Origin of the sequence: Actinomadura rugatobispora (assembly GCF_042656285.1) — a bacterium.
Lineage (GTDB): Bacteria > Actinomycetota > Actinomycetes > Streptosporangiales > Streptosporangiaceae > Spirillospora > Spirillospora rugatobispora.
On record NZ_JBHSON010000082.1, the window covers coordinates 1 to 22359 of the forward strand.

At 69.1% G+C, this 22359-nt stretch carries 24 protein-coding genes; 17 read left to right on the forward strand and 7 right to left on the reverse strand.

The window, feature by feature from the left end:
• The 8 genes from ACFPZN_RS41620 to ACFPZN_RS41655 form a co-directional block, all read left to right on the forward strand.
• On the forward strand, positions 1-597 hold a 597-nt coding region (locus tag ACFPZN_RS41620), incomplete at its 5' end, for an NADH-quinone oxidoreductase subunit H (protein ID WP_378288108.1).
• Positions 584-1156, forward strand: coding sequence for an NADH-quinone oxidoreductase subunit NuoI (gene nuoI / locus ACFPZN_RS41625; RefSeq protein ID WP_378288109.1), 573 nt, complete (start codon positions 584-586; stop codon positions 1154-1156). The genes ACFPZN_RS41620 and nuoI, both read left to right, overlap by 14 nt.
• The gene (locus ACFPZN_RS41630) at positions 1153-2124 is read left to right on the forward strand and encodes an NADH-quinone oxidoreductase subunit J (protein WP_378288110.1); all 972 of its coding nucleotides are present in this window, start codon (positions 1153-1155) and stop codon (positions 2122-2124) included. The genes nuoI and ACFPZN_RS41630 overlap by 4 nt, the downstream gene beginning before the upstream one ends.
• Positions 2121-2420, forward strand: coding sequence for an NADH-quinone oxidoreductase subunit NuoK (gene nuoK, locus ACFPZN_RS41635; RefSeq protein WP_378288111.1), 300 nt, complete (start codon positions 2121-2123; stop codon positions 2418-2420). Before ACFPZN_RS41630 ends, nuoK begins: the two co-directional genes overlap by 4 nt.
• A 10-nt stretch (positions 2421-2430) precedes the next feature.
• The gene (gene nuoL, locus ACFPZN_RS41640) at positions 2431-4341 is read left to right on the forward strand and encodes an NADH-quinone oxidoreductase subunit L (RefSeq protein WP_378288112.1); all 1911 of its coding nucleotides are present in this window, start codon (positions 2431-2433) and stop codon (positions 4339-4341) included.
• 70 nt (positions 4342-4411) lie between these two features.
• Entirely contained in the window at positions 4412-5992 is a 1581-nt protein-coding gene (locus ACFPZN_RS41645; protein WP_378288113.1) for an NADH-quinone oxidoreductase subunit M, read from the forward strand.
• On the forward strand, positions 5989-7593 hold the full coding sequence (gene nuoN / locus ACFPZN_RS41650) for an NADH-quinone oxidoreductase subunit NuoN (protein WP_378288114.1): 1605 nt from the start codon (positions 5989-5991) through the stop codon (positions 7591-7593). Before ACFPZN_RS41645 ends, nuoN begins: the two co-directional genes overlap by 4 nt.
• A gap of 75 nt (positions 7594-7668) precedes the next feature.
• Positions 7669-8646, forward strand: coding sequence for a polyprenyl synthetase family protein (locus ACFPZN_RS41655; RefSeq protein ID WP_378288115.1), 978 nt, complete (start codon positions 7669-7671; stop codon positions 8644-8646).
• Between the two features lie 251 nt (positions 8647-8897).
• On the opposite strand, the gene ACFPZN_RS41660 is transcribed toward ACFPZN_RS41655, so the two are convergent.
• Positions 8898-9401: an ATP-binding protein gene (locus tag ACFPZN_RS41660; protein WP_378288116.1), complete on the reverse strand. Its 504-nt coding sequence runs from the start codon at positions 9399-9401 to the stop codon at positions 8898-8900.
• A gap of 52 nt (positions 9402-9453) precedes the next feature.
• On the opposite strand from ACFPZN_RS41660, the gene ACFPZN_RS41665 reads away from it, so the two are divergent.
• The 8 genes from ACFPZN_RS41665 (at position 9454) to ACFPZN_RS41700 (ending at position 15872) form a co-directional block, all read left to right on the forward strand.
• The gene (locus tag ACFPZN_RS41665; RefSeq protein WP_378288117.1) at positions 9454-10266 is read left to right on the forward strand and encodes a Scr1 family TA system antitoxin-like transcriptional regulator; all 813 of its coding nucleotides are present in this window, start codon (positions 9454-9456) and stop codon (positions 10264-10266) included.
• Positions 10263-10451, forward strand: coding sequence for a DUF397 domain-containing protein (locus tag ACFPZN_RS41670; RefSeq protein ID WP_378288118.1), 189 nt, complete (start codon positions 10263-10265; stop codon positions 10449-10451). Before ACFPZN_RS41665 ends, ACFPZN_RS41670 begins: the two co-directional genes overlap by 4 nt.
• Positions 10452-10540: 89 nt before the next feature.
• Positions 10541-10732, forward strand: coding sequence for a DUF397 domain-containing protein (locus ACFPZN_RS41675; protein ID WP_378288119.1), 192 nt, complete (start codon positions 10541-10543; stop codon positions 10730-10732).
• 67 nt (positions 10733-10799) lie between these two features.
• A complete protein-coding gene (locus ACFPZN_RS41680; RefSeq protein WP_378288120.1) occupies positions 10800-10934 on the forward strand; it encodes a GNAT family N-acetyltransferase in 135 nt (44 codons plus the stop codon).
• Between the two features lie 92 nt (positions 10935-11026).
• Entirely contained in the window at positions 11027-11878 is an 852-nt protein-coding gene (locus ACFPZN_RS41685; protein WP_378288121.1) for a DUF6879 family protein, read from the forward strand.
• A 31-nt stretch (positions 11879-11909) separates the two neighbouring features.
• Positions 11910-12794: a helix-turn-helix domain-containing protein gene (locus ACFPZN_RS41690; RefSeq protein ID WP_378288122.1), complete on the forward strand. Its 885-nt coding sequence runs from the start codon at positions 11910-11912 to the stop codon at positions 12792-12794.
• 405 nt (positions 12795-13199) lie between these two features.
• Entirely contained in the window at positions 13200-14165 is a 966-nt protein-coding gene (locus tag ACFPZN_RS41695; protein ID WP_378288123.1) for a methyltransferase domain-containing protein, read from the forward strand.
• Positions 14166-14600: 435 nt separating this feature from the next.
• Positions 14601-15872 carry a phosphodiester glycosidase family protein gene (locus ACFPZN_RS41700; protein ID WP_378288124.1) on the forward strand — a complete coding sequence of 424 codons (1272 nt, stop codon included), beginning with the start codon at positions 14601-14603 and terminating at the stop codon, positions 15870-15872.
• A gap of 153 nt (positions 15873-16025) precedes the next feature.
• On the opposite strand, the gene ACFPZN_RS41705 is transcribed toward ACFPZN_RS41700, so the two are convergent.
• Both ACFPZN_RS41705 and ACFPZN_RS41710 read right to left on the reverse strand, forming a co-directional pair.
• The gene (locus ACFPZN_RS41705) at positions 16026-16247 is read right to left on the reverse strand and encodes a hypothetical protein (RefSeq protein WP_378288125.1); all 222 of its coding nucleotides are present in this window, start codon (positions 16245-16247) and stop codon (positions 16026-16028) included.
• 31 nt (positions 16248-16278) lie between these two features.
• Complete coding sequence (locus ACFPZN_RS41710; protein WP_378288126.1) at positions 16279-16968, reverse strand: helix-turn-helix domain-containing protein; 690 nt, start codon at positions 16966-16968, stop codon at positions 16279-16281.
• Positions 16969-17155: 187 nt separating this feature from the next.
• Between ACFPZN_RS41710 and ACFPZN_RS41715 the strand changes: the two genes are divergently transcribed.
• A complete protein-coding gene (locus ACFPZN_RS41715; RefSeq protein ID WP_378288127.1) occupies positions 17156-18259 on the forward strand; it encodes a serine hydrolase domain-containing protein in 1104 nt (367 codons plus the stop codon).
• Positions 18260-18358: 99 nt separating this feature from the next.
• Here the strand turns inward: ACFPZN_RS41715 and ACFPZN_RS41720 are convergent, their stop codons facing one another.
• Genes ACFPZN_RS41720 through ACFPZN_RS41735 form a run of 4 tightly spaced genes read right to left on the reverse strand, consistent with a single transcriptional unit; the run spans position 18359 to position 22233 of the window.
• Positions 18359-18967, reverse strand: coding sequence for a GTP-binding protein (locus tag ACFPZN_RS41720; protein WP_378288128.1), 609 nt, complete (start codon positions 18965-18967; stop codon positions 18359-18361).
• On the reverse strand, positions 18948-19364 hold the full coding sequence (locus ACFPZN_RS41725) for a DUF742 domain-containing protein (protein WP_378288129.1): 417 nt from the start codon (positions 19362-19364) through the stop codon (positions 18948-18950). Before ACFPZN_RS41725 ends, ACFPZN_RS41720 begins: the two co-directional genes overlap by 20 nt.
• Entirely contained in the window at positions 19364-19792 is a 429-nt protein-coding gene (locus ACFPZN_RS41730) for a roadblock/LC7 domain-containing protein (RefSeq protein ID WP_378288161.1), read from the reverse strand. The genes ACFPZN_RS41725 and ACFPZN_RS41730 overlap by 1 nt, the downstream gene beginning before the upstream one ends.
• A complete protein-coding gene (locus tag ACFPZN_RS41735; RefSeq protein WP_378288130.1) occupies positions 19792-22233 on the reverse strand; it encodes a sensor histidine kinase in 2442 nt (813 codons plus the stop codon). The genes ACFPZN_RS41730 and ACFPZN_RS41735 overlap by 1 nt, the downstream gene beginning before the upstream one ends.
• Positions 22234-22359: the final 126 nt, after the last annotated feature.

Below are 22359 nucleotides of genomic sequence, written 5' to 3' on the forward strand. Positions count from 1 at the left end.
TTCGCGATGTTCTTCCTGGCGGAGTACATCAACCTGGCCACGCTGTCGGCGCTGGCGACGACGCTGTTCCTGGGCGGGTGGCGGGCCCCGGCGCCGATCTCCACGGTGTGGGAGGGCGCGAACGCGGGCTGGTGGCCGGTGCTGTGGTTCCTGGTGAAGATGGGGCTGTTCATCTTCTTCTTCATCTGGCTCCGGGGTTCGCTGCCGCGGGTGCGCTACGACCAGTTGATGCGGCTGGGCTGGAAGGTCCTGATGCCGGCCTCGCTCGGCTGGATCCTGCTGGTGGCCACGGTCCGCGCGCTGCGCAACGAGGGCTACGACATGCAGCAGATCGCGCTGTACGCCGCGATCGTCGCCGGCGTGGTGCTGGTGGCCACGGTTCTGTGGGAGCTGCTGCGCGGCGAGGGCGACAAGGACAAGCAGATCGTCCCCGACGTCGGCTCCGGCGGGCCCAAGAAGGGCGGCGCCGCGGCCGCGGCCGGTTTCCCGGTGCCCCCGATGGACGCCCCGCACTACCACGGCCGCAGCACGGAGACCCCGTCGCGGCCGGCCACGACCACGACCACGCGTGAGGAGGTCGGAAGTGGGACTCACTGACTTCCTGAACCCGGTCAAGGGGTTCGGGGTCTCGTTCCATCAGATGTTCATGAAGAGCGAGACCGTCCAGTACCCCGAGGTGAAGAAGCCGACCGCACCGCGCTTCCACGGACGGCACCAGCTCAACCGGTGGCCGGACGGGCTGGAGAAGTGCGTCGGCTGCGAGCTGTGCGCGTGGGCGTGCCCGGCGGACGCCATCTACGTGGAGGGCGCCGACAACACCGACGACGAGCGCTACTCTCCGGGCGAACGGTACGGACGCGTCTACCAGATCAACTACCTGCGCTGCATCCTGTGCGGGCTGTGCATCGAGGCGTGCCCCACCCGGGCGCTGACGATGACCAACGAGTACGAGCTGGCCGACGACAGCCGCGAGAGCCTGATCTACACCAAGGACATGCTGCTGGCCCCGCTCCGCGAGGGCATGGAGACGCCGCCGCACGCGATGCGGCTGGGCGAGACCGAGGAGGACTACTACCGCCTCGGCCTGAAGTCGTCCGACGAGGGCGCCCCCTCCGGGCCCGGCTCCGGTTCCGGTGAGAGGAGTGAGCCCAAGTGACCAGTCCCGACGTGGTCGTGGTGGCGCAGGTCGCCGACGCCCAGCCGGGAGAGCCGTTCATCTTCTGGCTGCTGGCCGTGGTGTCGGTCTGCGCCGCACTCGGCATGATCTTCATGCGGCGCGCGGTGCACTCGGCGCTGCTGCTGGCCACGGTGATGCTGTCGCTGGCCGCGCTGTACGCGGTGCAGGACGCGCCGTTCCTGGCGTTCGTCCAGGTGATCGTGTACACCGGCGCGGTGCTGATGCTCTTCCTGTTCGTGCTGATGCTGGTCGGCGTCAGCTCCACCGACTCGCTGGTGGAGACGATCCGCGGCCAGCGGCTGTGGGCCGCGGTCGCCGCGCTCGGCTTCCTGGTGCTGCTGGCCGCCGGGCTCGGCAACGCCGCGCTGGGCGACTCGGCCGGGCTGCGGGCCGCCAACGGCGACGGCGGCAACGTCGTCGGGCTCGCCCGGCTGCTGTTCAGCAAGTACGTGTTCGCGTTCGAGGCCACCAGCGCGCTGCTCATCACCGCGGCGCTGGGCGCCATGGTGCTCGCGCACCGCGAGCGGCTGACGCCCAAGCCCACCCAGCGCGACCTGGCCGAGAAGCGGTTCGAGCGGTTCGCCGTCGGCGGCGCCCACCCGGGCCCGCTGCCCGGCCCCGGCACCTACGCCCGGCACAACGCGGTCGACATGCCCGCGCTGCTGCCCGACGGCAGCGTCTCGGAGCTGTCCATCAACCCGGTCATCGCCGCCCGCACCGACACCTCGGAGCGGCACGCCGACCTGTACGGCGGCAGCGAGGAGCAGGCCGTGGAGGAGGACGTCGCCGCGGTCAAGGCGGTGACGGAGGAGTCCGAGGACGCCAACGCCGAAGAGCGCACGGTGAAGGCCGGCCTGCCGGCGCCGGGCGGCGAGGGCGGCTCCGGCGGCTCGGGGTCCGGTTCCGCCGGCTCCGGCTCCGAGACCGAAGGCGAGGCTGGCAAATGAGTCCGGGACACTACCTGGCGCTCTCGGCGATCCTGTTCACCATCGGCGCCGTGGGCGTCCTGGTGCGCCGCAACGCGATCGTGGTCTTCATGTGCGTCGAGCTCATGCTCAACGCGACCAACCTGGCGTTCGTGACGTTCGCCAGGATGCACGGCAACCTCGACGGGCAGATCATCGCGTTCTTCGTGATGGTGGTGGCCGCGGCGGAGGTCGTGGTGGGCCTGGCGATCATCATGACCATCTTCCGGACCCGCAGGTCCTCGTCGGTCGACGACGCGAACCTGCTGAAGTACTGAGAGGTCGGGGATGAAAGCGGAAGGCATCCAGGCCCTGGCCTGGCTCCTGGTCGCGCTGCCGCTGGCCGGCGCGGCGATCCTGCTGCTGGGCGGGCGCCGCACCGACAAGTGGGGGCATCTGCTCGGCGTCACCATGTCGCTGGCCTCCTTCGTGGTGGGCGCGGCGATGTTCGTCCAGATGCTCGGGTACGGGGCGGAGGAACGGCGCCGCACCGTCCACCTGTGGGAGTTCCTCGACGTCGGCGCGCTGAAGGTCGACCTCGGGCTGCTGGTGGACCCGCTGTCCATCAGCTTCGTCCTGCTGATCACCGGGGTCGGGTCGCTGATCCACATCTACTCCATCGGCTACATGGCCGACGACCCCGACCGGCGCCGGTTCTTCGCCTACCTCAACCTGTTCGTCGCGGCGATGCTGCTGCTGGTGCTGGGCGACAACTACGTGGCCATGTTCCTCGGCTGGGAGGGCGTGGGCCTCGCCTCGTACCTGCTGATCGGGTTCTGGCAGTACAAGCCGACCGCGGCGGTCGCGGCGAAGAAGGCGTTCGTCGTCAACCGCGTCGGCGACATGGGCTTCCTGCTCGCGATCATGCTGATGTTCGGCACGTTCGGGACGGTCGGGTTCGAGCAGATCCTGGGCGAGGGCGCCGAGCACGTCGGGCTGGCCTCGCAGCTGAGCACCGGCACCGCGACCGCGCTGGGGCTGCTGCTCCTGGTCGGCGCGTGCGGCAAGTCGGCGCAGCTGCCGCTGCAGTCCTGGCTGCTGGACGCGATGGAGGGCCCCACCCCGGTGTCGGCCCTGATCCACGCCGCGACCATGGTGACCGCGGGCGTCTACCTGATCGTCCGGTCCGCGCCGATCTTCGAGATGTCGGCGAACGCCCAGCTGGCGGTGACCATCGTCGGCGCGGCCACGCTGCTGGCCGGTGCGATCATCGGGTGCGGCAAGGACGACATCAAGAAGGCACTGGCCGGCTCGACCATGTCGCAGATCGGCTACATGATGCTGGCCGCCGGGCTCGGCCCGGCCGGCTACGTGTTCGCGATCGCGCACCTGATCGCGCACGGCTTCTTCAAGGCGGGCCTGTTCCTGGGCGCCGGGTCGGTCATGCACGGCATGAACGACGAGGTGAACATGCGCCGGTACGGGGCGCTGCGAGCCATGATGGTCATCACCTGGGCCACGTTCGGGCTCGGCTACCTGGCCATCATCGGCTTCCCGGGGCTGTCCGGCTGGTTCACCAAGGACGGCATCATCGAGGCCGCGTTCCACAAGGGCGGCACGTCCGGGGCGATCCTGGGCACGTGCACCCTGATCGGCGCCGGCATCACCGCGTACTACATGTCGCGCGTGATGTTCATGACCTTCTACGGTGAGAAGCGCTGGGACGAGAAGGCGCACCCGCACGAGTCGCCCAAGGTCATGACCGTTCCGCTGATGCTGCTGGCGATCGGGTCGGTGTTCGCCGGCGGGTTCCTGGTCCTGGGCGGGTTCTCCGAGTTCCTCGCCCCGGTGGTGGGCGAGGCCGGGGAGCACGAGTTCCACCCGGTCACCCCGGCGAGCATCACCGCGTTCGTGCTGATGGTGATCGGCGCCGGGATCGCCTGGCGGCAGTACGGCGCCCGTCCGGTGCCGCGCGAGGCGCCCGCCGGATCGTTCGTCACGGTCGCGGCCCGCAAGGACCTCTACGGTGACGCGCTGAACGAGTCGCTGCTGATGCGGCCCGGCCAGTGGCTGACCCGGCTCGCGGTCTGGTTCGACAGCCGCGGCGTGGACGGCGTGGTCAACGGCCTGGCGGCCGGGGTCGGCGGCAGCTCCGGACGCCTCCGGCGAATCCAGACCGGCTTCGCCCGCTCCTACGCCCTCTCTATGTTCTTCGGCGCGGCGATCATCGTGGCCGCTCTCTTGGTGGTGAATGTATGACCGCCCTCTCTATGCTGTGCTCGACCGATGCGGCGATCAACGTGGCCGCGCTGCTGGTGGTGAACGTCTGATGGAAGACTTTCCCTGGCTGAGCGTCCTCATCGCCGTCCCGCTGCTGGGCGCGGTGCTGGTGGGCGTGCTGCCGCGGGCCCGCGAGACGCTGGTCAAGCAGGTCGCGCTGGGCGTCTCGCTGCTGGTCGCGGCGGGGACGCTGGTGATGGCGGCCGGTTTCGACACCGGCGGGCCGCGGTTCCAGTTCGAAGAGAAGTACTGGTGGATCAAGCAGTTCGGGGTGCACTGGGCGGTCGGCGTCGACGGCGTCGCGCTGGTGCTGATCCTGCTGTCGGTGATCCTGGTCCCGCTGGTCATCCTGGCGTCGTGGAACGAGGCGGACCGCTCCGGCGGCGTCGACGTCCCGGCCAAGCGCAGCGCGAGCCTGTACTTCGCGCTGCTGCTGGCGCTGGAGGCGATGATGATCGGCGTCTTCGCGGCGACCGACGTCTTCCTCTTCTACGTCTTCTTCGAGGCCATGCTGATCCCGGTGTACTTCCTCATCGGGTCCTACGGGGGCGCGCAGCGCTCCTACGCCGCGGTGAAGTTCCTGCTCTACTCGCTGTTCGGCGGCCTGCTGATGCTGGTCGCGGTCATCTGGCTGTACCCGCTGTCGGCGCGTCCGACCAGCGAGGGCGGCCTGGGCGCGGGGACGTTCCTGTTCTCCGAGCTGAGCCGGATGGACATCGACCCGACGACGGCCAAGTGGCTGTTCCTCGGCTTCTTCATCGCGTTCGCGATCAAGGCGCCGATGGTGCCGGTGCACACCTGGCTGCCGGACGCGGCGCAGCAGGCCCCGCCCGGCGCGCTGGTGCTGATCGTGGGCGTGCTCGACAAGGTCGGCACGTACGGCATGCTGCGGTTCTGCCTGGAGCTGTTCCCGGGCGCGGCCAAGTGGGCCACCCCGGTCGTGCTGGGCTTCGCCGTCCTGAGCATCGTCTACGGCGCGGTGCTGGCCATCGGCCAGGTCGACCTGAAGCGGCTGATCGCCTACACCTCGATCTCCCACTTCGGGTTCATCGTGCTGGGCGTGTTCGCGATGACCACCCAGGCGCAGTCCGGCGCCGCGCTCTACATGGTCAACCACGGCTTCTCCACCGGGGCGCTGTTCCTGCTGGTCGGCTTCATGATCGTGCGACGCCGGTCGGCCCGGATCGACGACTACGGCGGGGTGCAGAAGGTGGCCCCGGTGCTGGCCGGGACGTTCCTGGTCGCGGGCCTGTCCGGGCTGTCGCTGCCGGGCCTGGCGCCGTTCGTGTCGGAGTTCCTGGTCTTCACCGGCACGTTCACCCGCTACGAGGTGCCCGCGATCATCGCCACCGTCGGCATCGTCCTGGCCGCGATCTACATCCTGTGGATGTACCAGCGGACCATGGGCGGCCCGACCGCGGAGAAGGCCAAGGGGATGAAGGATCTGACCGGGCGGGAGAAGCTCGCGGTCGCCCCGATCATCGCGATCATCGTGGCGCTCGGGTTCTTCCCGCAGCCGCTGCTCAAGGTGATCAACCCCTCGGTGGAGCAGACCCTGGTCCGGCTGGACCAGCGCGACCCGGCGCCGACGATCACCGGCCATGTCGCTGAGAACGGAGCCCGTCCATGAGCCTCACCAGTCATCTGGGCGCGGCCGTCACCGCGCTCGACGCCCCGGCCCGCGGCGTCCTCGCCGACGGCGAGATCCGCGCGCCGCACATCGAGTACGGCCAGCTCGCCCCGATGCTGCTGGTCTTCGGTGTCGCCATCGCCGGCGTGCTGGTCGAGGCGTTCGCCGGGCGGAAGCTGCGCTTCCCGCTGCAGGTCGCCCTGGCCTTCCTGGGCCTGGGCGGCGGGTTCGTCTGGACGATCGTGCTGGCCTGGCGCGACAAGCCGTTCACCGTGGCCGCCGAGGGCGCGCTCGCGGTGGACGGCCCCACCCTGTTCCTGCAGGGCACCATCCTGGTGCTGGCGCTGATCAGCCTGCTGCTGATCATCGAGCGGAAGCAGGAGCACTTCGCGGCCCAGGCGTCGGCGCTGCCGGGTAGCGAGGCCGAGCAGGAGGCGACGGCGGCCGGGATCACCCAGACCGAGGTGTTCCCGCTGATGACCTTCGCGGTCGCGGGGATGCTGATGTTCCCCGCGGCCAACGACCTGCTCACCATGTTCGTGGCGCTGGAGATCCTGTCGCTGCCGCTGTACCTGCTGTGCGGGCTGGCCCGCCGGCGGCGGCTGCTGTCGCAGGAGGCGGCGGTCAAGTACTTCCTCCTGGGCGCGTTCTCCTCGGCGTTCTTCCTGTACGGGGCGGCGCTGCTGTACGGCTACGCCGGTTCGGTGCGGCTGTCGGTGATCGGTGCGCAGCTCAGCCGGGACGCGGGCAGCGAGACGCTGCTGCTGGCCGGGGTGGCGCTGCTGTCGGTGGGGCTGCTGTTCAAGCTGGGCGCGGTCCCGTTCCACATGTGGAAGCCCGACGTCTACCAGGGCGCCCCGACCCCGATCACCGCGCTGATGGCGTCCTGCACGCTGGTGTCGGCGTTCGGCGCGATGCTGCGGGTGTTCTACGTCGCGCTGGAGAACCTGCGGTGGGACTGGCGGCCCGCGATGTGGGGTGTGGCCATTCTCACCATGATCGCCGGCGCGGTGATCGCGATCACCCAGAGCGACGTCAAGCGGATGCTGGCCTACTCCTCGATCGCGCACGCCGGCTTCCTCCTCACGGGCGTGATCGCCACCTCCGAGGCCGGCCTGTCGGGCACGCTGTTCTACCTGGCGGCCTACGGGTTCACCACGATCGGCGCGTTCGCGGTGATCACCACGGTGCGGGACGCGGGCGGCGAGGCCGCGCACCTGTCCCGCTGGGCGGGCCTGGGCAAGCGGTCCCCACTGGTGGCGGGCGTGTTCGCCTTCTTCCTGCTGGCCTTCGCCGGGATCCCGCTGACCAGCGGCTTCACCGGCAAGTTCGCGGTGTTCAAGGCGGCGATCGAGGGCGGCGCGACCCCGCTGGTCGTGGTCGGCGTCCTGTCCTCGGCGATCGCGGCGTTCTTCTACGTCCGGGTGATCGTCGTGATGTTCTTCAGCGAGCCGGAGGCGGACGGCCCGTCGGTCATCCTGGGCCCGGCGACCGTGACGGCGGTGGCGCTCGGAGTGGCGGCTACTGTGGTACTCGGTGTGCTCCCGCAGCCCGTGCTGGACCTGGCGGGGGACGCCGCGACACAGATGTTCGTCCGGTAGCTCCGGTAGGGGGTCTTGGTGAGTAGAGCTTTCGCCGGGGGATCGTCTTTCCCCTCGGGGGATGGGCCGTTCGGTTTGCCCGTCGACGACCGACTCGCGACGGACACGCAGGAACGGCTCGCCGCCGTCGAGGGCATGCTCCTGGACTCGGTGCACAGCGACGACCCGCTGCTCGCCCAGGCCTCCAAGCACCTGGTCGAGGCGGGGGGCAAGCGGTTCCGGCCGATGCTGGTGCTGCTGGCCTCCCACTTCGGCGACCCGGCCGCGCCGGGGGTCGTCCCGGCCGCGGTGGTGGTGGAGCTGACCCACCTGGCGACGCTCTACCACGACGACGTGATGGACGAGGCGACGGTGCGGCGCGGCGAGCCGTCCGCCAACTCCCGGTGGACCAACACCGTCGCCATCCTCACCGGCGACTACCTGTTCGCCCGCGCCTCCGACCTGCTGGCCGACCTCGGCCCCGAGGCGGTCCGGATCCAGGCGCGGGCGTTCGCCCGGCTGGTGCGCGGGCAGATCCAGGAGACCGTCGGCCCCGGCCCCGAGGCCGACCCGCTGAAGCACTACCTGCAGGTCGTGGCCGACAAGACCGCCTCACTGATCGCGGTGTCCGGCCAGTTCGGCGCCCTCCTCGCGGGCGCCCCCGCCCACGTCGTGGACACGATCACCTCCGCCTGCGAGAAGATCGGCGTCGCGTTCCAGCTCTCCGACGACATTTTGGACATCGCCTCGGAGGCCGAGCAGTCCGGCAAGACCCCCGGCACCGACCTGCGCGAGGGCATCCGCACCCTGCCCATGCACCTCGTCCTGGCCGGCACCGACACGGGCCCCGACGACGCCCGCCTCCGCGTGCTGCTCGCCGCCGACCTCACCGACGACACCCTCCACGCCGAGGCCCTGACCCTCCTCCGCGCCCACCCGGCCATGGACCGCGCCCGCGCCGACCTGCGCCGCTGGGCCGAGGACGCCCGCTCCGAACTCCTCACCCTCCCCGACATCCCCGCCAGGGGGGCCTTCACCAGCCTCTGCGACTACGTAGTAAGCCGCACCGGCTGACCAAGGCCCGCTCCTCAGGGGCGACGCCGCTGAGGGAAAGATGAATCGGTCCCCGCTCCGCCTTTTGTGAATCGGTCCTCGCTCCGCTCGGGCAGTCCCATTGGGGCTCCCGCCCCAAACCCCAAGGCAGGGGGCTCCGCCCCCCACACCCCCCACCAACCCCGTACGAGTAGCAGGCCCAAGTCCACGAAGGTGGAGTCTTCCCGCCGCGGTTGGGGAAGCAGCCCGTCGATCGCCTCGGACACCGGAGATCAGCGGGCCGCCCTCAGGTTGATCGAGGCGCAGACCCATTTGGCGGTGCCGTTCTTGGCGGGTTCGGTCCACACCGCGTCCGCGTAGGCGGCCACAAGCATCAGCCCCCAGCCACCGAACTCGTCCGAGCCCGCCCGGTCGATCTCCTCCACGGTCGAGACCGCCTGCCGCGCCTGGGGCGCCCGGCCGACAGCAGCGTCTGAGACCCCGATCACCAGGCGTTCGGTCAGGGCCGCGAGGTAGAGCCGAACGGTGTCGGTCGGAGCGGAGACGGCGACGGCGTTCGTCGCCAACTCGCTCACGATCGCGAGCGCCCGCTCCTCGAACCGCTCCAGCCCCCACGTCTGCAGGGAACCCGAAGCCACCGACCGCGCCAAGCCCACCGAGGCCCGCGTAGCAAGCAGATCCCGCGCTACAACCGCCCCAACCCCCGTGACTGCGGACATCTCCCGATCTCCTTCCAGGCGAGAATTCTGTGACTCAGCACACAGGCTCCCTTGCATTCAGTAATCTGGCCTGCCTCAGTGGGACATCAGAGACACCAGAAGGTGATCAATGCCCCTCCGAGAGTCACTCGACCCGGACAACTCGCTCTGGGACTGGATAGCCGTTGACCTGTACTTCTACCGGAACAAGGCCGGCCTCTCCTGTGCCCAGCTAGGCCGCCTCCTTCACGTCAACCGCCAGGCTGTCTCCAACCTCGAAGCCGGGCGCCTCAAGCTGGACATGACCAAGGCCAAGATCCTCGACGAACTGTGGGACCTGAACAAGCACTTCCAGCGGCTGGTGAAGTACGCCCGGGCCGGCCACGACCCGAACTGGTTCAAGGCCCACGTGATCTACGAGCAGAGAGCCAGCGTCATCAAGACCTACGAGGCCATGGTCGTCCCCGGCCTCCTCCAGTCCGAGGACTACGCCCGCGCCTTGCTCACCGAAGGCCGCCGGTCTAAGGACGTGGAGGCCGGGGTGAGGAACCGCATGTCCAGACAGGCCGTGCTGACAAAGGAGAACCCCGCTCACCTGTGGGTCATCCTTAGCCAGAACGCTCTGGACTGGCCTGTCGGCGGGCCAGGTGTTATGCGGGATCAGCTCGGTGCGCTTCTCGAGGTCGCCGAACTCCCGAACGTCGCCGTCCGGATCCTTCCCCGCTCGGTCGGCGCGCATGTTGCGCTGGAGGGGTCGTTCAAGGTGATCACGGTCAAGGAGGGCGATGTCGCCTATATGGAGGCTTGCGGAGGGGGAAGAACGACCCAGGACCCCACCGAAGTAGCCGAACGTCGGATACGGTTCGACGAAATAGGGGCGGACTCCCTGTCGCGCGCCTTGAGTAAGGATCTCATCCGCAAGACGATGGAGACATACGCATGATCGCCTGGCGCAAGTCCAGCCACAGCGGTGTACACAACGAGTCCGACTGTGTGGAGGTGGCGGTTCTCGCCAGAGGAGTCGGCATGCGCGACAGTAAGGCTCCCCAGGTTGGGCACCTCACCCTCAAGCCGCAGACCTTCGCCGACCTGCTAGCCAGGATCAAGACCGGTCGACTCGACCCATAGCTCTGCAACCGTGCCCCGCAGAATTACTGAAGGCGGAGCGGGGCTGGACAACGTTCGGGAGGTGCATGCCGAGCAATGGAGGGATATCGATGACGCAGTGGCGCAAAGCCAGCTACAGCGGCACCACCGGAGGCGGGGATTGCGTGGAACTGGCTGCCCTCGCGGAAGGCGTCGGCATGCGAGACAGCAAGGATCCACAGGATGGACGCCACGTCGCGATCGAGTTGAAGTCCTTCGCCGACCTGGTCGCCAGGATCAAGACCGGGCAGCTCGACCTCTAGCTCACTAACCTAACCCCTGCTGCGCCGAATCTGCCCTGCGGCGTTACCGATGCGAGCTCACCGTGTTGTGTCCGACCATCTCATGCGCAAGTTCGGCATGATCGAGGAAGGCCGGATCCGGGGGCATATCAAGATCGGCGACACCTGGCGGGACTCGATCGTCCACTCCATCCTCGAAGACGAATGGCAGCACCCTGCCTGACGCCTGAGAGCCCGTGGCATGGATGTGCCGAGCCGATCATCGGACGGGGTCGTCGTTCCCCAGACGCGTATGCGGTCGTCGCTATACTCCCGGTGCGTTTTGGCCAGTCACATGTCCGGCCGCCTTGCTCGGCCCACTGGGCGGGCATGAAGCTTGGTGGGCAACTAACGGCAAACCCGATCCAGGAGGTGCGCGTGTCGCTGGCTTTCGTTGGTATGGACCCCGATTCCCCGGACCTGAAGTGCCCTGCCGTCTACGTGCACCCCGACAGCGGCGACTTCTACTTTCAAGGCAAGACCGTCACCGACCCGGTGACCCTCGCCGAGGTGGCCAAGCACAGCCCGCTCGGTGCCGATGAGACGGTGGTCCGCCTGCCTGCCCGGATGGCTTCGATCATCGCGGAGGCGGCGGCGGGCACGTACGAGGCCGGGCGGATCGGACACGGGCCGGTGGACCTGATGGACCTGTTCGCCGGAGTCCGGCACTCGGCCGTGCACCTGGAGATGCGCGATACGTACGACACCGAGCACCCTGGTTTCCAGGACTGGTTGGCGGGCGGCTCAGGCCGGTACGACCGGAGCGCCTGGCTCGACATCGTCACTTCGGCGGTCGGGCGCGGTGCGAAGATTCGGAGGGCTCGGGTGGTGTCGGAGCCGGTGACCGACTACATCCGGTGGGAGCACATGCTCACCGACGAGAACCAGGCGGCGGGGGAGGAAGTCCGCTGGCTGCCACGACGGCGGGCGTTCGACCTCATGTTGCCGGGTGCCGACTTCTGGATGTTCGACGGGCGGGTGGTCGCGTTCAACTTCTGCGCGGGCGACGGTACGGACACCGAGGACGAGGTGTTCACGAATGATCCTGACGTGGTGACGCGGTGCATCGCCGCGTTCGAGCAAGTGTGGGAGCGGGCCACTCCGCACAAGGACTACCAGCCGAGCTGAGTCTCGAACGAACCCGACATAACTTCGGAACGTGTCCACATCGTCATCGGCCCAGGCCGCCCGGCAGCGCCTGGCCGACCAGCTTCGAGAGATCCGCGAGGACGCCGGGCTGACCGGCCGAAAACTGGCCGAGCTGGCCGGTTGGCACGGCGTCTCGAAGGTATCCAAGATCGAGCACGCAACACGACCCATCTCGGCCGAGGATCTGCGCACCTGGTGCCGGGTCTGCGATGTGCCGCCGGCTCGCGTGGAGGAGCTGCTGGCCGAACTGCGGTCTGTGACGAGCACCTGGCTGACCTACAAGCAGTTGAACCGCGGCGGCCTGCGGCGCGCGCAAGAGTCGGTACGGGACCGATACGAGCGTGCGAATCAGATGCGCGCCTATGCGACCAAGGCACTGCCCGGCCTGCTCCAGACCGAGCCATACACGAGGGCCGCTTTGCGGGCCGTCTTCATAGAGCAGGGTGTGGAGGCCGACGACGCCGAACGCGACATAGCCGAAGCGGTGGCGGAGCGGATGGACCGCCAACGGGTCCTGCGACGTCCAGGGGCACGGTTCGCCTTCGTCTTGGAAGAAGAGGTGCTGTGGCACCGGACGATCGACCGCACCACCCACATCGCCCAGCTCCGCCACCTTTTGAAGGCCATGCGCCGGCCCGCCGTGTCCCTGGGCATCATTCCGCGGCAAGCCGATCGGACCATCAACGGCCCGGGTGTCTGGCCGGAGGAGTCCTTCCTGATCACCAACGCCGAGCAGGTCAACGTGGAGCTCGTGTCCGGATACCTCTCGATCACGCAACCGACCGAAGTCGCCATGTACCTGGCGGCATGGGACCGGCTGTTCGCGCTCGCAGTTCATGGTGAGAGAGCGAACCAGATCATCGGCTCCGCGCTGGAGAGCCTCGAAAGCCACTAAGGGCAAACTCGGGCAACCTCGTGGCCCGCGTTACGACCGCCTACGTAGCGTGCTGGGCATGGCGCTACGGGTGGTCGCGTCCGGACAGCGGTGCGGTGGCCGGCCACGCCGGCACGACGAGAGGAGCGAGGCCATGGGACGGCGCGAGGGCGGGTCGAGTGACGACGGCAAGACCCCCGGTGGGTCAGGTGACAGCACGAAGGGCACCGGGCACGGCGGCAAGGGGGACGGGACGCGGGGCAATCCTCACGACGGGCGGAAGTAGGGGATGTGGCCGACTGGCGTGAGGTGATGCGGCGGGTTCCGAGGAGCCTGTTCACGCCGCAGGTGGTGTGGGCGGACCTCGGGCCCGGTCCGTGGGTTCGGGTGGATCGTGGTGCCGATCCGTCCGGGTGGGATGAGGTGGTGGCGCTGGATCAGCCGCTCATCATCCAGTTCGAGGACGGCCGCGCCGAGGGCGAGGGGTTGGCGACCTCGTCGCTGTCGATGCCGTCGGTGGTGGCCGAGTTCCTGGAGCAGCTCGACCCGTCCCATCACCATCGGGTGCTGGAGATCGGGACGGGGGCGGGGTGGACGGCCGCGCTGCTGTCGGCCCAGGTGGGCTCCGGCAACGTCACCACGGTGGAAGTCGATCCGGAGCTCGGGCTGTTGGCGGCCGGGCGGCTCAAGGCGGCCGGGTACCGTCCCCGAGTGGTGATCGGGGACGGTACCGAAGGCTGGCCTGCCGGGGCTCCCTACGATCGCGTTCATGCCACGTGTGCGGTGTCGCGGGTCCCGTATGCGTGGATCGAGCAGACCAGGCCGGGCGGAGTGATCGTGGCGCCGTACGCGCCGGGGTTCGGATTCGGTGCCCTGCTGCGGCTGGAGGTGCTGGCGGGCGGCGTGGCCGTCGGGCGGTTCGCGGGGTCGGCGGATTACATGATGTTGCGCTCTCAGCGTCCGCTGGGCGGGCAGGCGCGGGAGTGGACGCGGGCGGCCGAGCGTGGGGTGCGGACAAGCCGGACCGGCATTGATCCGCGGGCGCTGCGGTACGGGCCGGTCAGCGTGGATCTGGCCGTCGCCGTCCTGGTGCCGGGTGTGGTGTCGCGGTACTACGAGGACGAAGAAGGCGCGACGCTGTGGGTCATGGCCCGCGATGACCACGGTGGCCCGTGGGCGTCGGTGGACTACGAACCGGGCGCCCCTGACTTCGAGGTCCAGCAGGCCGGGGACCGCTCGCTGTGGGATGAGGTCGAAGCCGCCTACACCAGGTGGCTTGCCTGGGGGCGGCCGGACATCACCCGTTTCGGCCTCACCGTCACCCCTGAGGCCCAGACGGTGTGGCTCGACGACCCGGGCAACGCCATCGGCCCGCCACTGTCACGGGGTTGAGTAGCGACCAGACGGTCATGACCGCCGTAGCAGGTCAACGCCCAACCAGGCACGGGGCTGACTGGGCGGAACGGCGCGGCAGCCGGCTCCGCCCGGTATCGAAACCTCGTGACGTCCAACTCCCGCACCTTCCCTCGGGAGATTTCACCAGCAGATCGCGGCTCTGGTGGACGGTGCGCACAAGGTCCGTCCACAGCGGGACGGGACTGGTGAACGGGCGCCGCGCTTTGCGCGTGCGGCCTTGGCGCCGGCGGCGGTTGTCCTTGCCGGTTCGGGGTTCACGTCGGTGACAGGAAGGGCGGTACCTGGCTCAGCCTTCGGACAGCTTCCGTTCATGGTCGATATGTCACTTCGTGTACCTTATGCAAGATCATTCTGCTGCTGTGTGGGAGCCGCCGGATCTCTTCCGGCGCGCGGGTCACAGGAGGATCAGCAGTGTTCAAGGCAGCATCGCGACGTCGGTTCGGGCTCGTCGCCGGAGCGACGGCGCTCGTGGCGGGCGTCCTCGGGGCGGGAACGGCCGGGGCGACCACCACGCCGCACGACTACGACGTGGACGTCACGATCGACTACACCGGGAACCGGCAGCCGGCTCCAGGAGTCCGGCACAAGAGCTTCACGGTGGCCACCTCGCACGGATCCTCCCAGGGCCATCTGCTGGCGGTCGATCTTCGGAACCCCCGTGTCTCGATGGAGCTCCTGCACGCCGACCATGTCGGCGAGGGCACGACGCTCACCGCCATGGCCGGGAAGAAGAACGCCTTCGCCGCGGTAAACGCGGACTTCTTCAACATGGCCTACTGGGAGAACAACCCGGGTCTGGCGACGGAGTCCGCGGACGGCCCGGAGATCACGGGCGGGACGCTCCGGAAGGGCGCCGTGCCCGCCGCCCAGCGGATCGGGCCGCCCATGTCCTCGGGCGCGACGGGCCGGGAGGTCATCGGTGTAGGCGTCGACGGACGCGGGCGGGTCGACGAGGTCGAGGTCCGAGGCCGGGTGATGTCCCGCGGGCTGAACGCGCGCGTCGCCGGATACAACCAGTACGCCCTGCCCGAGAACGGCATCGGTGTCTACGACGCCAAATGGGGTCCGGTCACTCGCAAGCGCGCCGTTTGCGGGAGCGATTCGTCCAGGCTGGCTCCCTGCCTCACCGAAGGGGTCAAGGAGGTCTCGGTCCGGAACGGGCGCGTGGTGGCGATCGCCGACCAGCCTGGCGCCGGGCAGCTTGGGGGGAGGGACCTCGTCCTGGTGGGACGGGAGGACGGTGCCACCGAACTGGGCAAGCTCTCCGTCGGAGACCGGATCAACGTCAGGTGGGGCGCGGAGACCGACGGCCGCGTGCCGCTGCGGTGGGCGGTGGGCGGCTTCCCCAATGTCGCGAACTCGCGGCTGGTCGCCGGTCTGGGCGCCAATAACACCGGCGACCTGGCGCCGGGCACGAGCGCCGGAGTCAGCGCGGACGGACGCATGTTCTACCTCGTGGTGGTCGATGGGCGTTCGGCCGTCTCGGCCGGTGTGACGCGGGTGGAGATGGCTGAGCTCATGCGGAAGATCGGCACCGACGACGGCGTCCAGCTGGACCGTGGCGGCAGTACCGAGATGATCGCGAAGCCCGACGCCGCCTCTCGTGGCTACGAGGTCCTGAACGCCCCGTCCGATGGCAAGGAGCGGCCGTTCCCGAACGGCATCGGGGTCTTCACCAGCTAACGCGGCCGGGCTGCGTCCAGATAGGGGTCAGGGAGACGGAGCCCCCTGCCTTGGGGTTTGGGGCGGGAGCCCCGATAAGTGCGGCCCGAGCGGAGCGAGGACCGATTCAATGCAGAGGGGCCCACCCTTTCGGGTGGGCCCCTTGCTGTGAGGTCAGGCGTTCTGGGGTTCGGGGGTCAGGCCGCTGGCCTTCATGGCGTGGAGGACCACGTTGATCAGGACCTTCTTGCGTTGCGGGGGCCCGCGCCGGGCGCGGGGCCACCGGCCCGCTCTGAGTGAGCGCGACGACGGGCCGGTATCGAACACGACGGTGCGCCCGCTCTGGGTGGCGCCGGGCGGCGGGGAGCGGACGGCGCTGACCGCCGGGTAGCCCATGTCGCTGCCGGGGGCGGCGGGGCGGGAGATGTCAGCGGGTGAGGATGTGACGGTAACGCTGGGCTACGGCGACGGTCTCGCGTCCCACCTGCTCGAAGAATCCGCTCATGGCGTCCATCCGGGCTCCGGCCGGAGTCGAATGGCCGAGGGCCTCGGCGTTCTGGCGGGCGACCTCGGCGATGTTGGTGTTGAATCGCGCGCTGGCCAGGAGTGACCGGTACCAGATCTCCTTGTCGACGATGTAGCGGTCTCGTCGTCGGCGCTTCTCTCGTTCCCGGCCGATCAGGTTCATCGCCTCAAGCTCGGCGACCGCCTTGGAGATGGACGCCGGGCTTACCTGCAGGCGTTGGACGAGGTCGGCCGCGGTGAGGCCACCACTGTGGGTGGTGCAGAGGCAGGCCAGCACGCGTGAGGACATCCGTGTCAGTCCCGACGCGACGAGAACGTCGGTGAGCTTGTCCTCCGCCTTTCGCGTTCCGGCCGCAGGAGGTTGTTGTGGTGGTTCGACCGCTTTGACACGTTGACGCCGGGCGCGCTCTCGTGTCGCCTCGTGCGCCTGATCCGGGCGATAGGCGCCGGCGCCGCCGTTGCGGTTCACCTCGCGGCTGATCGTGGACGTCGGCCTGCCCAGTCGCCGGGAGATCTCGGCGAACCCGAGCCCTTCCGTCAGGCCTTGGGCTATCCGTTCGCGTTCCTCAAACGTCAACCTGCCTTTCGACATCAGCCGCACCCCCTGCTGTACATTCCGCTCCTGCATTCAATCACACGCACTGCAAGAAACTGTTGCATTCATCGCCACTGTCATCGCAACGATGTTGGCTGCGAGCGCATTTGTTGTTGACTGCTCTATGAATGCAACGTAGCGTTTCTGCCTGACCAAAAGACCGAAGGCGACCGTAAAGAGACCCATGGCGACGACAGGCAATCCCGGAACCGACCACGAGGCGGTGCAGCTCGTGTTGGACGGCGCGGTGGCGTCGGGCGCGACGCCGGGCATCGTGACCGAGGTCTGGAAGGGCGGCTCCCGCTGGTTCGCGTCCGCGGGCAAGGCCGACATCGGCACCGGGCGCGAACGCGCACCGCAGGAGCTGTTCCGTATCGGCAGCGCGGCCAAGGCGTTCACCGCCGTCACCACGCTGAAACTGGTCGGTGAAGGCGTGCTCGGCCTTGACGACACGGTGGAGAAGTGGCTGCCCGGCTTGCTCGACGGCAGTCCGTACGACGGCGGCAAGATCACGCTGCGGCAGTTGCTGAACCAGACCAGCGGCATCTACAACTTCACCATGGACCCGGAGTTCTTCGCCACCGGCCAAGGCGAGGCCTGGTATGAACGCCGGCTCAAGGTGTTCACACCCGAAGAACTGGTGCGGATCGCGCTACGGCATCCGCCCTGCAATGCCCCCGGCGAGGCTTTCCGGTACTCCAACACGCAGTACTATCTGGCCGCGATGATGGTGGAGAGGGCCACCGGAGAATCGTATGGCGACGTACTCGATCGTCTCATTCTGCGGCCTCTCGACCTGACCCGGACGTCGCTGCCCACCACGCAGACGGTCATCCCCGGACCGCACCCGGTGCACTACTCCCGGCTGTACGCGGAAGACCCGGCGGCGCGGCTGTACGACGCGAGCGAGTCGAACGAGAGCACCGCCTGGAGCGCCGGCGGAATGATCTCCTCGACCGGTGACCTGCTCACGTTCTTCTCGGCGCTGTTCTCCGGCCGGATCCTCAACCCGGCGCAGATGGCGGAGATGTTCACGACCGTGTCGACCGACGGTTCCGGGTGGCTGCCCAACACCCGCTACGGGCTCGGCGTGTGGGTCGAGCAGAGCGGCGTGCCCGTGTGGGGCAACGGCGGCGCCGACTACGGCACCTTCACCCTCGTCATGGGCAGCCGCGACGGCACGCACATGGTCGCCGCTCACGTGAACACCGATTTCTCTCCGCAAGCCTATGAGGCGTTCCTGGCCATCCTCGACATCGAGTTCAGCCGCGCCGAACACTCCGGTTGACCGCGGCGCCGGACGGCGGGATGGCGGCTTCACCCAAGGAGCGAGGACCGATTCAACGCAGAAGGGCCCACCCGGTTGGGTGGGCCCTGTGCTGCGAGGTCAGGCGTTCTGGGGTTCGGGGGTCAGGCCTCTGGCCTTCATGGCGTGGATGACCATGTTGATCAGGACCTTCTTGCACGACTCCAGCCTGCGGGCGTCGCACAGCATGACCGGCACCTTGGGGCCCAGGTTCAGGGCCAGCTGGATCTCTTCGAGGTCGTACTGGCGGGCGCCCTCGAAGCAGTTCACCGCCACCACGAACGGGGTGCCGCGGCGCTCGAAGTAGTCGACCGAGGGGAAGCAGTCCGACAGCCGGCGGGTGTCGGCCAGCACGACGGCGCCCAGCGAGCCGAGCGCCACCTCGTCCCACATGAACCAGAAGCGTTCCTGGCCGGGGGTGCCGAACAGGTACAGGACGTACTCGTCGCCCATCGTGATGCGGCCGAAGTCCATCGCCACGGTGGTGGTGTTCTTGCGCTCCACGCCCGAGATGTCGTCCACGCCGACGCTCTCGTCGGTGAGGATCTCCTCGGTGCGCAGCGGCTGGGTCTCCGAGACCGTGGCCACCATGGTGGTCTTCCCCACGCCGAAACCGCCCGCGATGACGATCTTGGCCGCCGTGGGGAGCCTGCGGCCGTTCGCGTCGCGACTAGAGGGCCCGGAGACCATCGATCACCGCCTTGTAGAGCCTGATGTCGTGCATGTCCGCCTCCGGCTCGGGCTCCTGCATCGTGATGAACCCCTTGTCCAGGAGATCGCCGAGCAGGACGCGCACGGTGGCGACGGGAAGGTCGAGATGGCCGGTGAGTTCCGCGACCGACATCACCGACTGGCAGAGCCGCAGGATCGCCCGGTGCTCGGGGCCCAGGCCGACCGAGCTCTCGGGGGAGATGCTGATGGCCACGACCAGGGTGATGAGGTCGAACTTGCCCCGCGTCGGTTCGATACGGCCGCTGGTCATGACGTAGGGGCGGACGACCGGTCCGGCGTGGTCGTCCAGGAACCGGCTGTGGGGCGGTTCCTCCAGGTGCTGCTCCTCCGGCGGTGAATCCTCGGGAGGCATCATCAGGTGGCCCGACCTTCCTTCACCGCCGCCGAATCCGAACGCGACGGCGTGGACAGATGGTGGCCCAGGCTGGAGACCAGCACGGCCATCTCGTAGGCGGAGAGGCCCACGTCGGCCTCCTCGTCGGTGAGCACCGCGAGGCAGGCGCCCTTGCCGGCCACCATGACCAGCAGGAACGCCGACTGCATCTCGACGATCGTCTGCCGGACGGGCCCGTTGCCGAAGCGGGTGCTCGCCCCCTTGGCCAGGCTCTGGATGCCGGCCGCCACCGCCGACAGGTGCTCACCGTCGTCCTGCGTCAGGTCCTTGGAGGCGGCCATCAGCAGGCCGTCCGCGGACAGCACCACCGCGTGCCGGGCGTGTGGCAGCCGCCCCACCAGATCGTTCAGCAACCACCCTAGGTCGGCCGACGAGCCGGTCTTCTGCATCACTGATCGTCCTCGCCTTCTACTGCATCACTGGGCTTCGGCCTGGACGCGTCGGCTCGGCCTCGCCGACTGCCCAGCTGGTACGCGCCCATGATGCGCTGGATCTCTTCCGGGGAACGGCCGACGTCCTCCGGCTCGTCCGGCTCTGCCACGGGTTCTTCCGTCTTCAGGGGCGTGACCAGATGGGCCTGGGGCACCCGGACCGGCAGCCCGGACGGAGTGGTGGAACTCTCGGTCACTGGTGTCGGGTCCTCCAGGGGAGTCGTGGCGGGCGGTTCGGGACGCGCTGCCGGCCCGACTCCGAGGTCCGATCCGCCGGTCCTGGTGAGGCCGACTCTGGAGTCCGATCCGGTGGGCGCCGTGATGGTCGGGGACGGGTCCGGGACGGCGACCAGGGCGGGCACCGACGGCTGCCCCGGACGGCCGTTGCCGCCGCCCGTACGGCCGGACACCGCCTCCGCGGGCGCGCCGACGCCGGCGCCGACGGGAACGGGCTGGCGCACCTCGAGGCCGTTCTCCGTGGTGGTGCCGGGAGCGACCGGCTTGGGCTGGTCCTCCCAGCCCTCCTCCCTGATGAGTTCGTTGGGGATCACGACGACCGCGGTGGTGCCGCCGTAGGCCGAGCGCTTGAGCATGACCTGGAGGCCGTAGCGCTCGGCGAGCGTGCCGACCACGAACAGGCCGAGCTGGACCGAGCTCTGGAGGTTGAACTCGGGCGGGTCGGCGATCCGGGCGTTGACCTCGGCCAGCTTCTCGTCGGTCATGCCCAGGCCGCGGTCCTCGACGTCGATCGCGAAGCCGCTGGCGACGCGGTGCCCGCCGACCTGCACGACGGTGTCCGGCGGGGAGAACGACACGGCGTTCTCGATCAGCTCGGCCAGCAGGTGGGTGATGTCGCCGACCGCGCGGCCGGCCAGCTCCACCGGGCCGAACTGCAGCACCTGCACCCGGGTGTAGTCCTCGACCTCGCCGATGGCGGCGCGGACGACGTCCACCATCGGGACCGAACGGCGCCAGCCGCGGGCGGGGATGGCGCCGGAGAGCACGATCAGGTTCTCCGCGTTCCGCCGCATGCGGGTGGCCAGGTGGTCGAGGCGGAACAGCTCCTGCAGGTCCTTGGGGTCGATCTCGGGCTGGCGCTCCAGCTGGTCCAGCAGGCTCAGCTGCCGGTGCACCAGCGTCTGGGTGCGGCGGGCCAGGGACAGCAGGACGTCGCGGATGCCGCGGCGCAGTTCGGCCTGCTCGACCGCGGTGCGCAGCGCCGTCTCCTGCACGGCGTTGAACGCCCGGCTCACCTGGCCGATCTCGTCGGCGCCGAACTCCAGCGGCGGGGCCTCGGCGGCGACGTCGACCTTCTCGCCGTGACCGAGCCGTTCGACCACGCTGGGCAGCCGGTGCTCGGCCAGTTCCCAGGCGGCGATGCGCAGCCGTTCCAGCTGGCGGACCAGCGCACGCGCGGTGGTGATCGACACCACGATCGAGGCGATGACCGCGAGCAGGCCCAGACCACCGGCCAGCACCAGCCGCAGGATGACGCCCGCGGCCACCGGCGTGGCGCGGTCGAGGAGCCGGTCGCCGGCGTTCAGCACCAGCTTCTCCAGCGAGTCCTGGACGGGCTCGGTCGCCGACCGCCATTCCTGGGCCTGGCTCCGGGGCAGGGCGCCGGGCCTGCCCTGGATGATGCGGTCCTCGAAGGCGCGCATCCGCTGGAACGCCGGCCCGTTGACGAGCCGCTGGTAGTCGGCGCGGTCCTGATCGGGGAGTTCGGTGGCGGCCTCTTCGTGCAGGAACCGCTGCGTACCGACGATCTGGGTGAACTGCGCCTGCTCCGCGGAGGTGATGCGGCCCGCGGCGATCGCGCCGGCCAGCAGCGCGTCCTCGCGGGAGAGGATCTCCTTGGCGCGGGTCAATGAGCTGAGCGTGCGGCTGTCCTTGGCGAGGGCCTCGTCGTTCACGCTGCCGGCGGAGCCGTAGATGCGGAAGGCCGCGTCGATGATGGCGTCGATGGGCCGGGCCGCCGAGGTGCGGTCGGCCTGCTGGGCGTCGATCGCGCGCCGGGCCGGGGACAGGCCGTTCAGAGAGCTGCGGATTTCCTCGATCCGCTGTTCCAGCGCGTCGCTGGCGGACCGCGCGACGCCGCCGCTCCCGGCCAGCTCGACGAACTCGGAGCGGGCGGTGTCCACCTTGCCCCGCTGCGTCTGCAGTGCCTGGCGCTGCGCGCTGTTCGGGTTGCCGAGATAGACCAGCGAGAGCCGGCGCTCTTGCTGCAACTCGGTCACCAGGGTCACGGCCGGCCTGGTGACGTTCTGGTCGAGGGTGTTGACCGAGAGAAGGTCCAGACCTTCTCGCAGGGTCACCCACGCGGCGAAGGCCCACAGTGCCACGAGCGAGACGAGCAGAGCAGTGATCTTCGTCCGCAGGCGGGAGTTGCGGAAGCGCATCAACGTGTCCTCAACGAGTTCAGAGGCGACTCACAGACCGTCGGGGGTGACGGTTGACCGAGCCGTGGGTGAGTCGACGCGATGCAGCCGATGGTGCCGCCGCCTCGCATCCGGCAGCACCCTAGC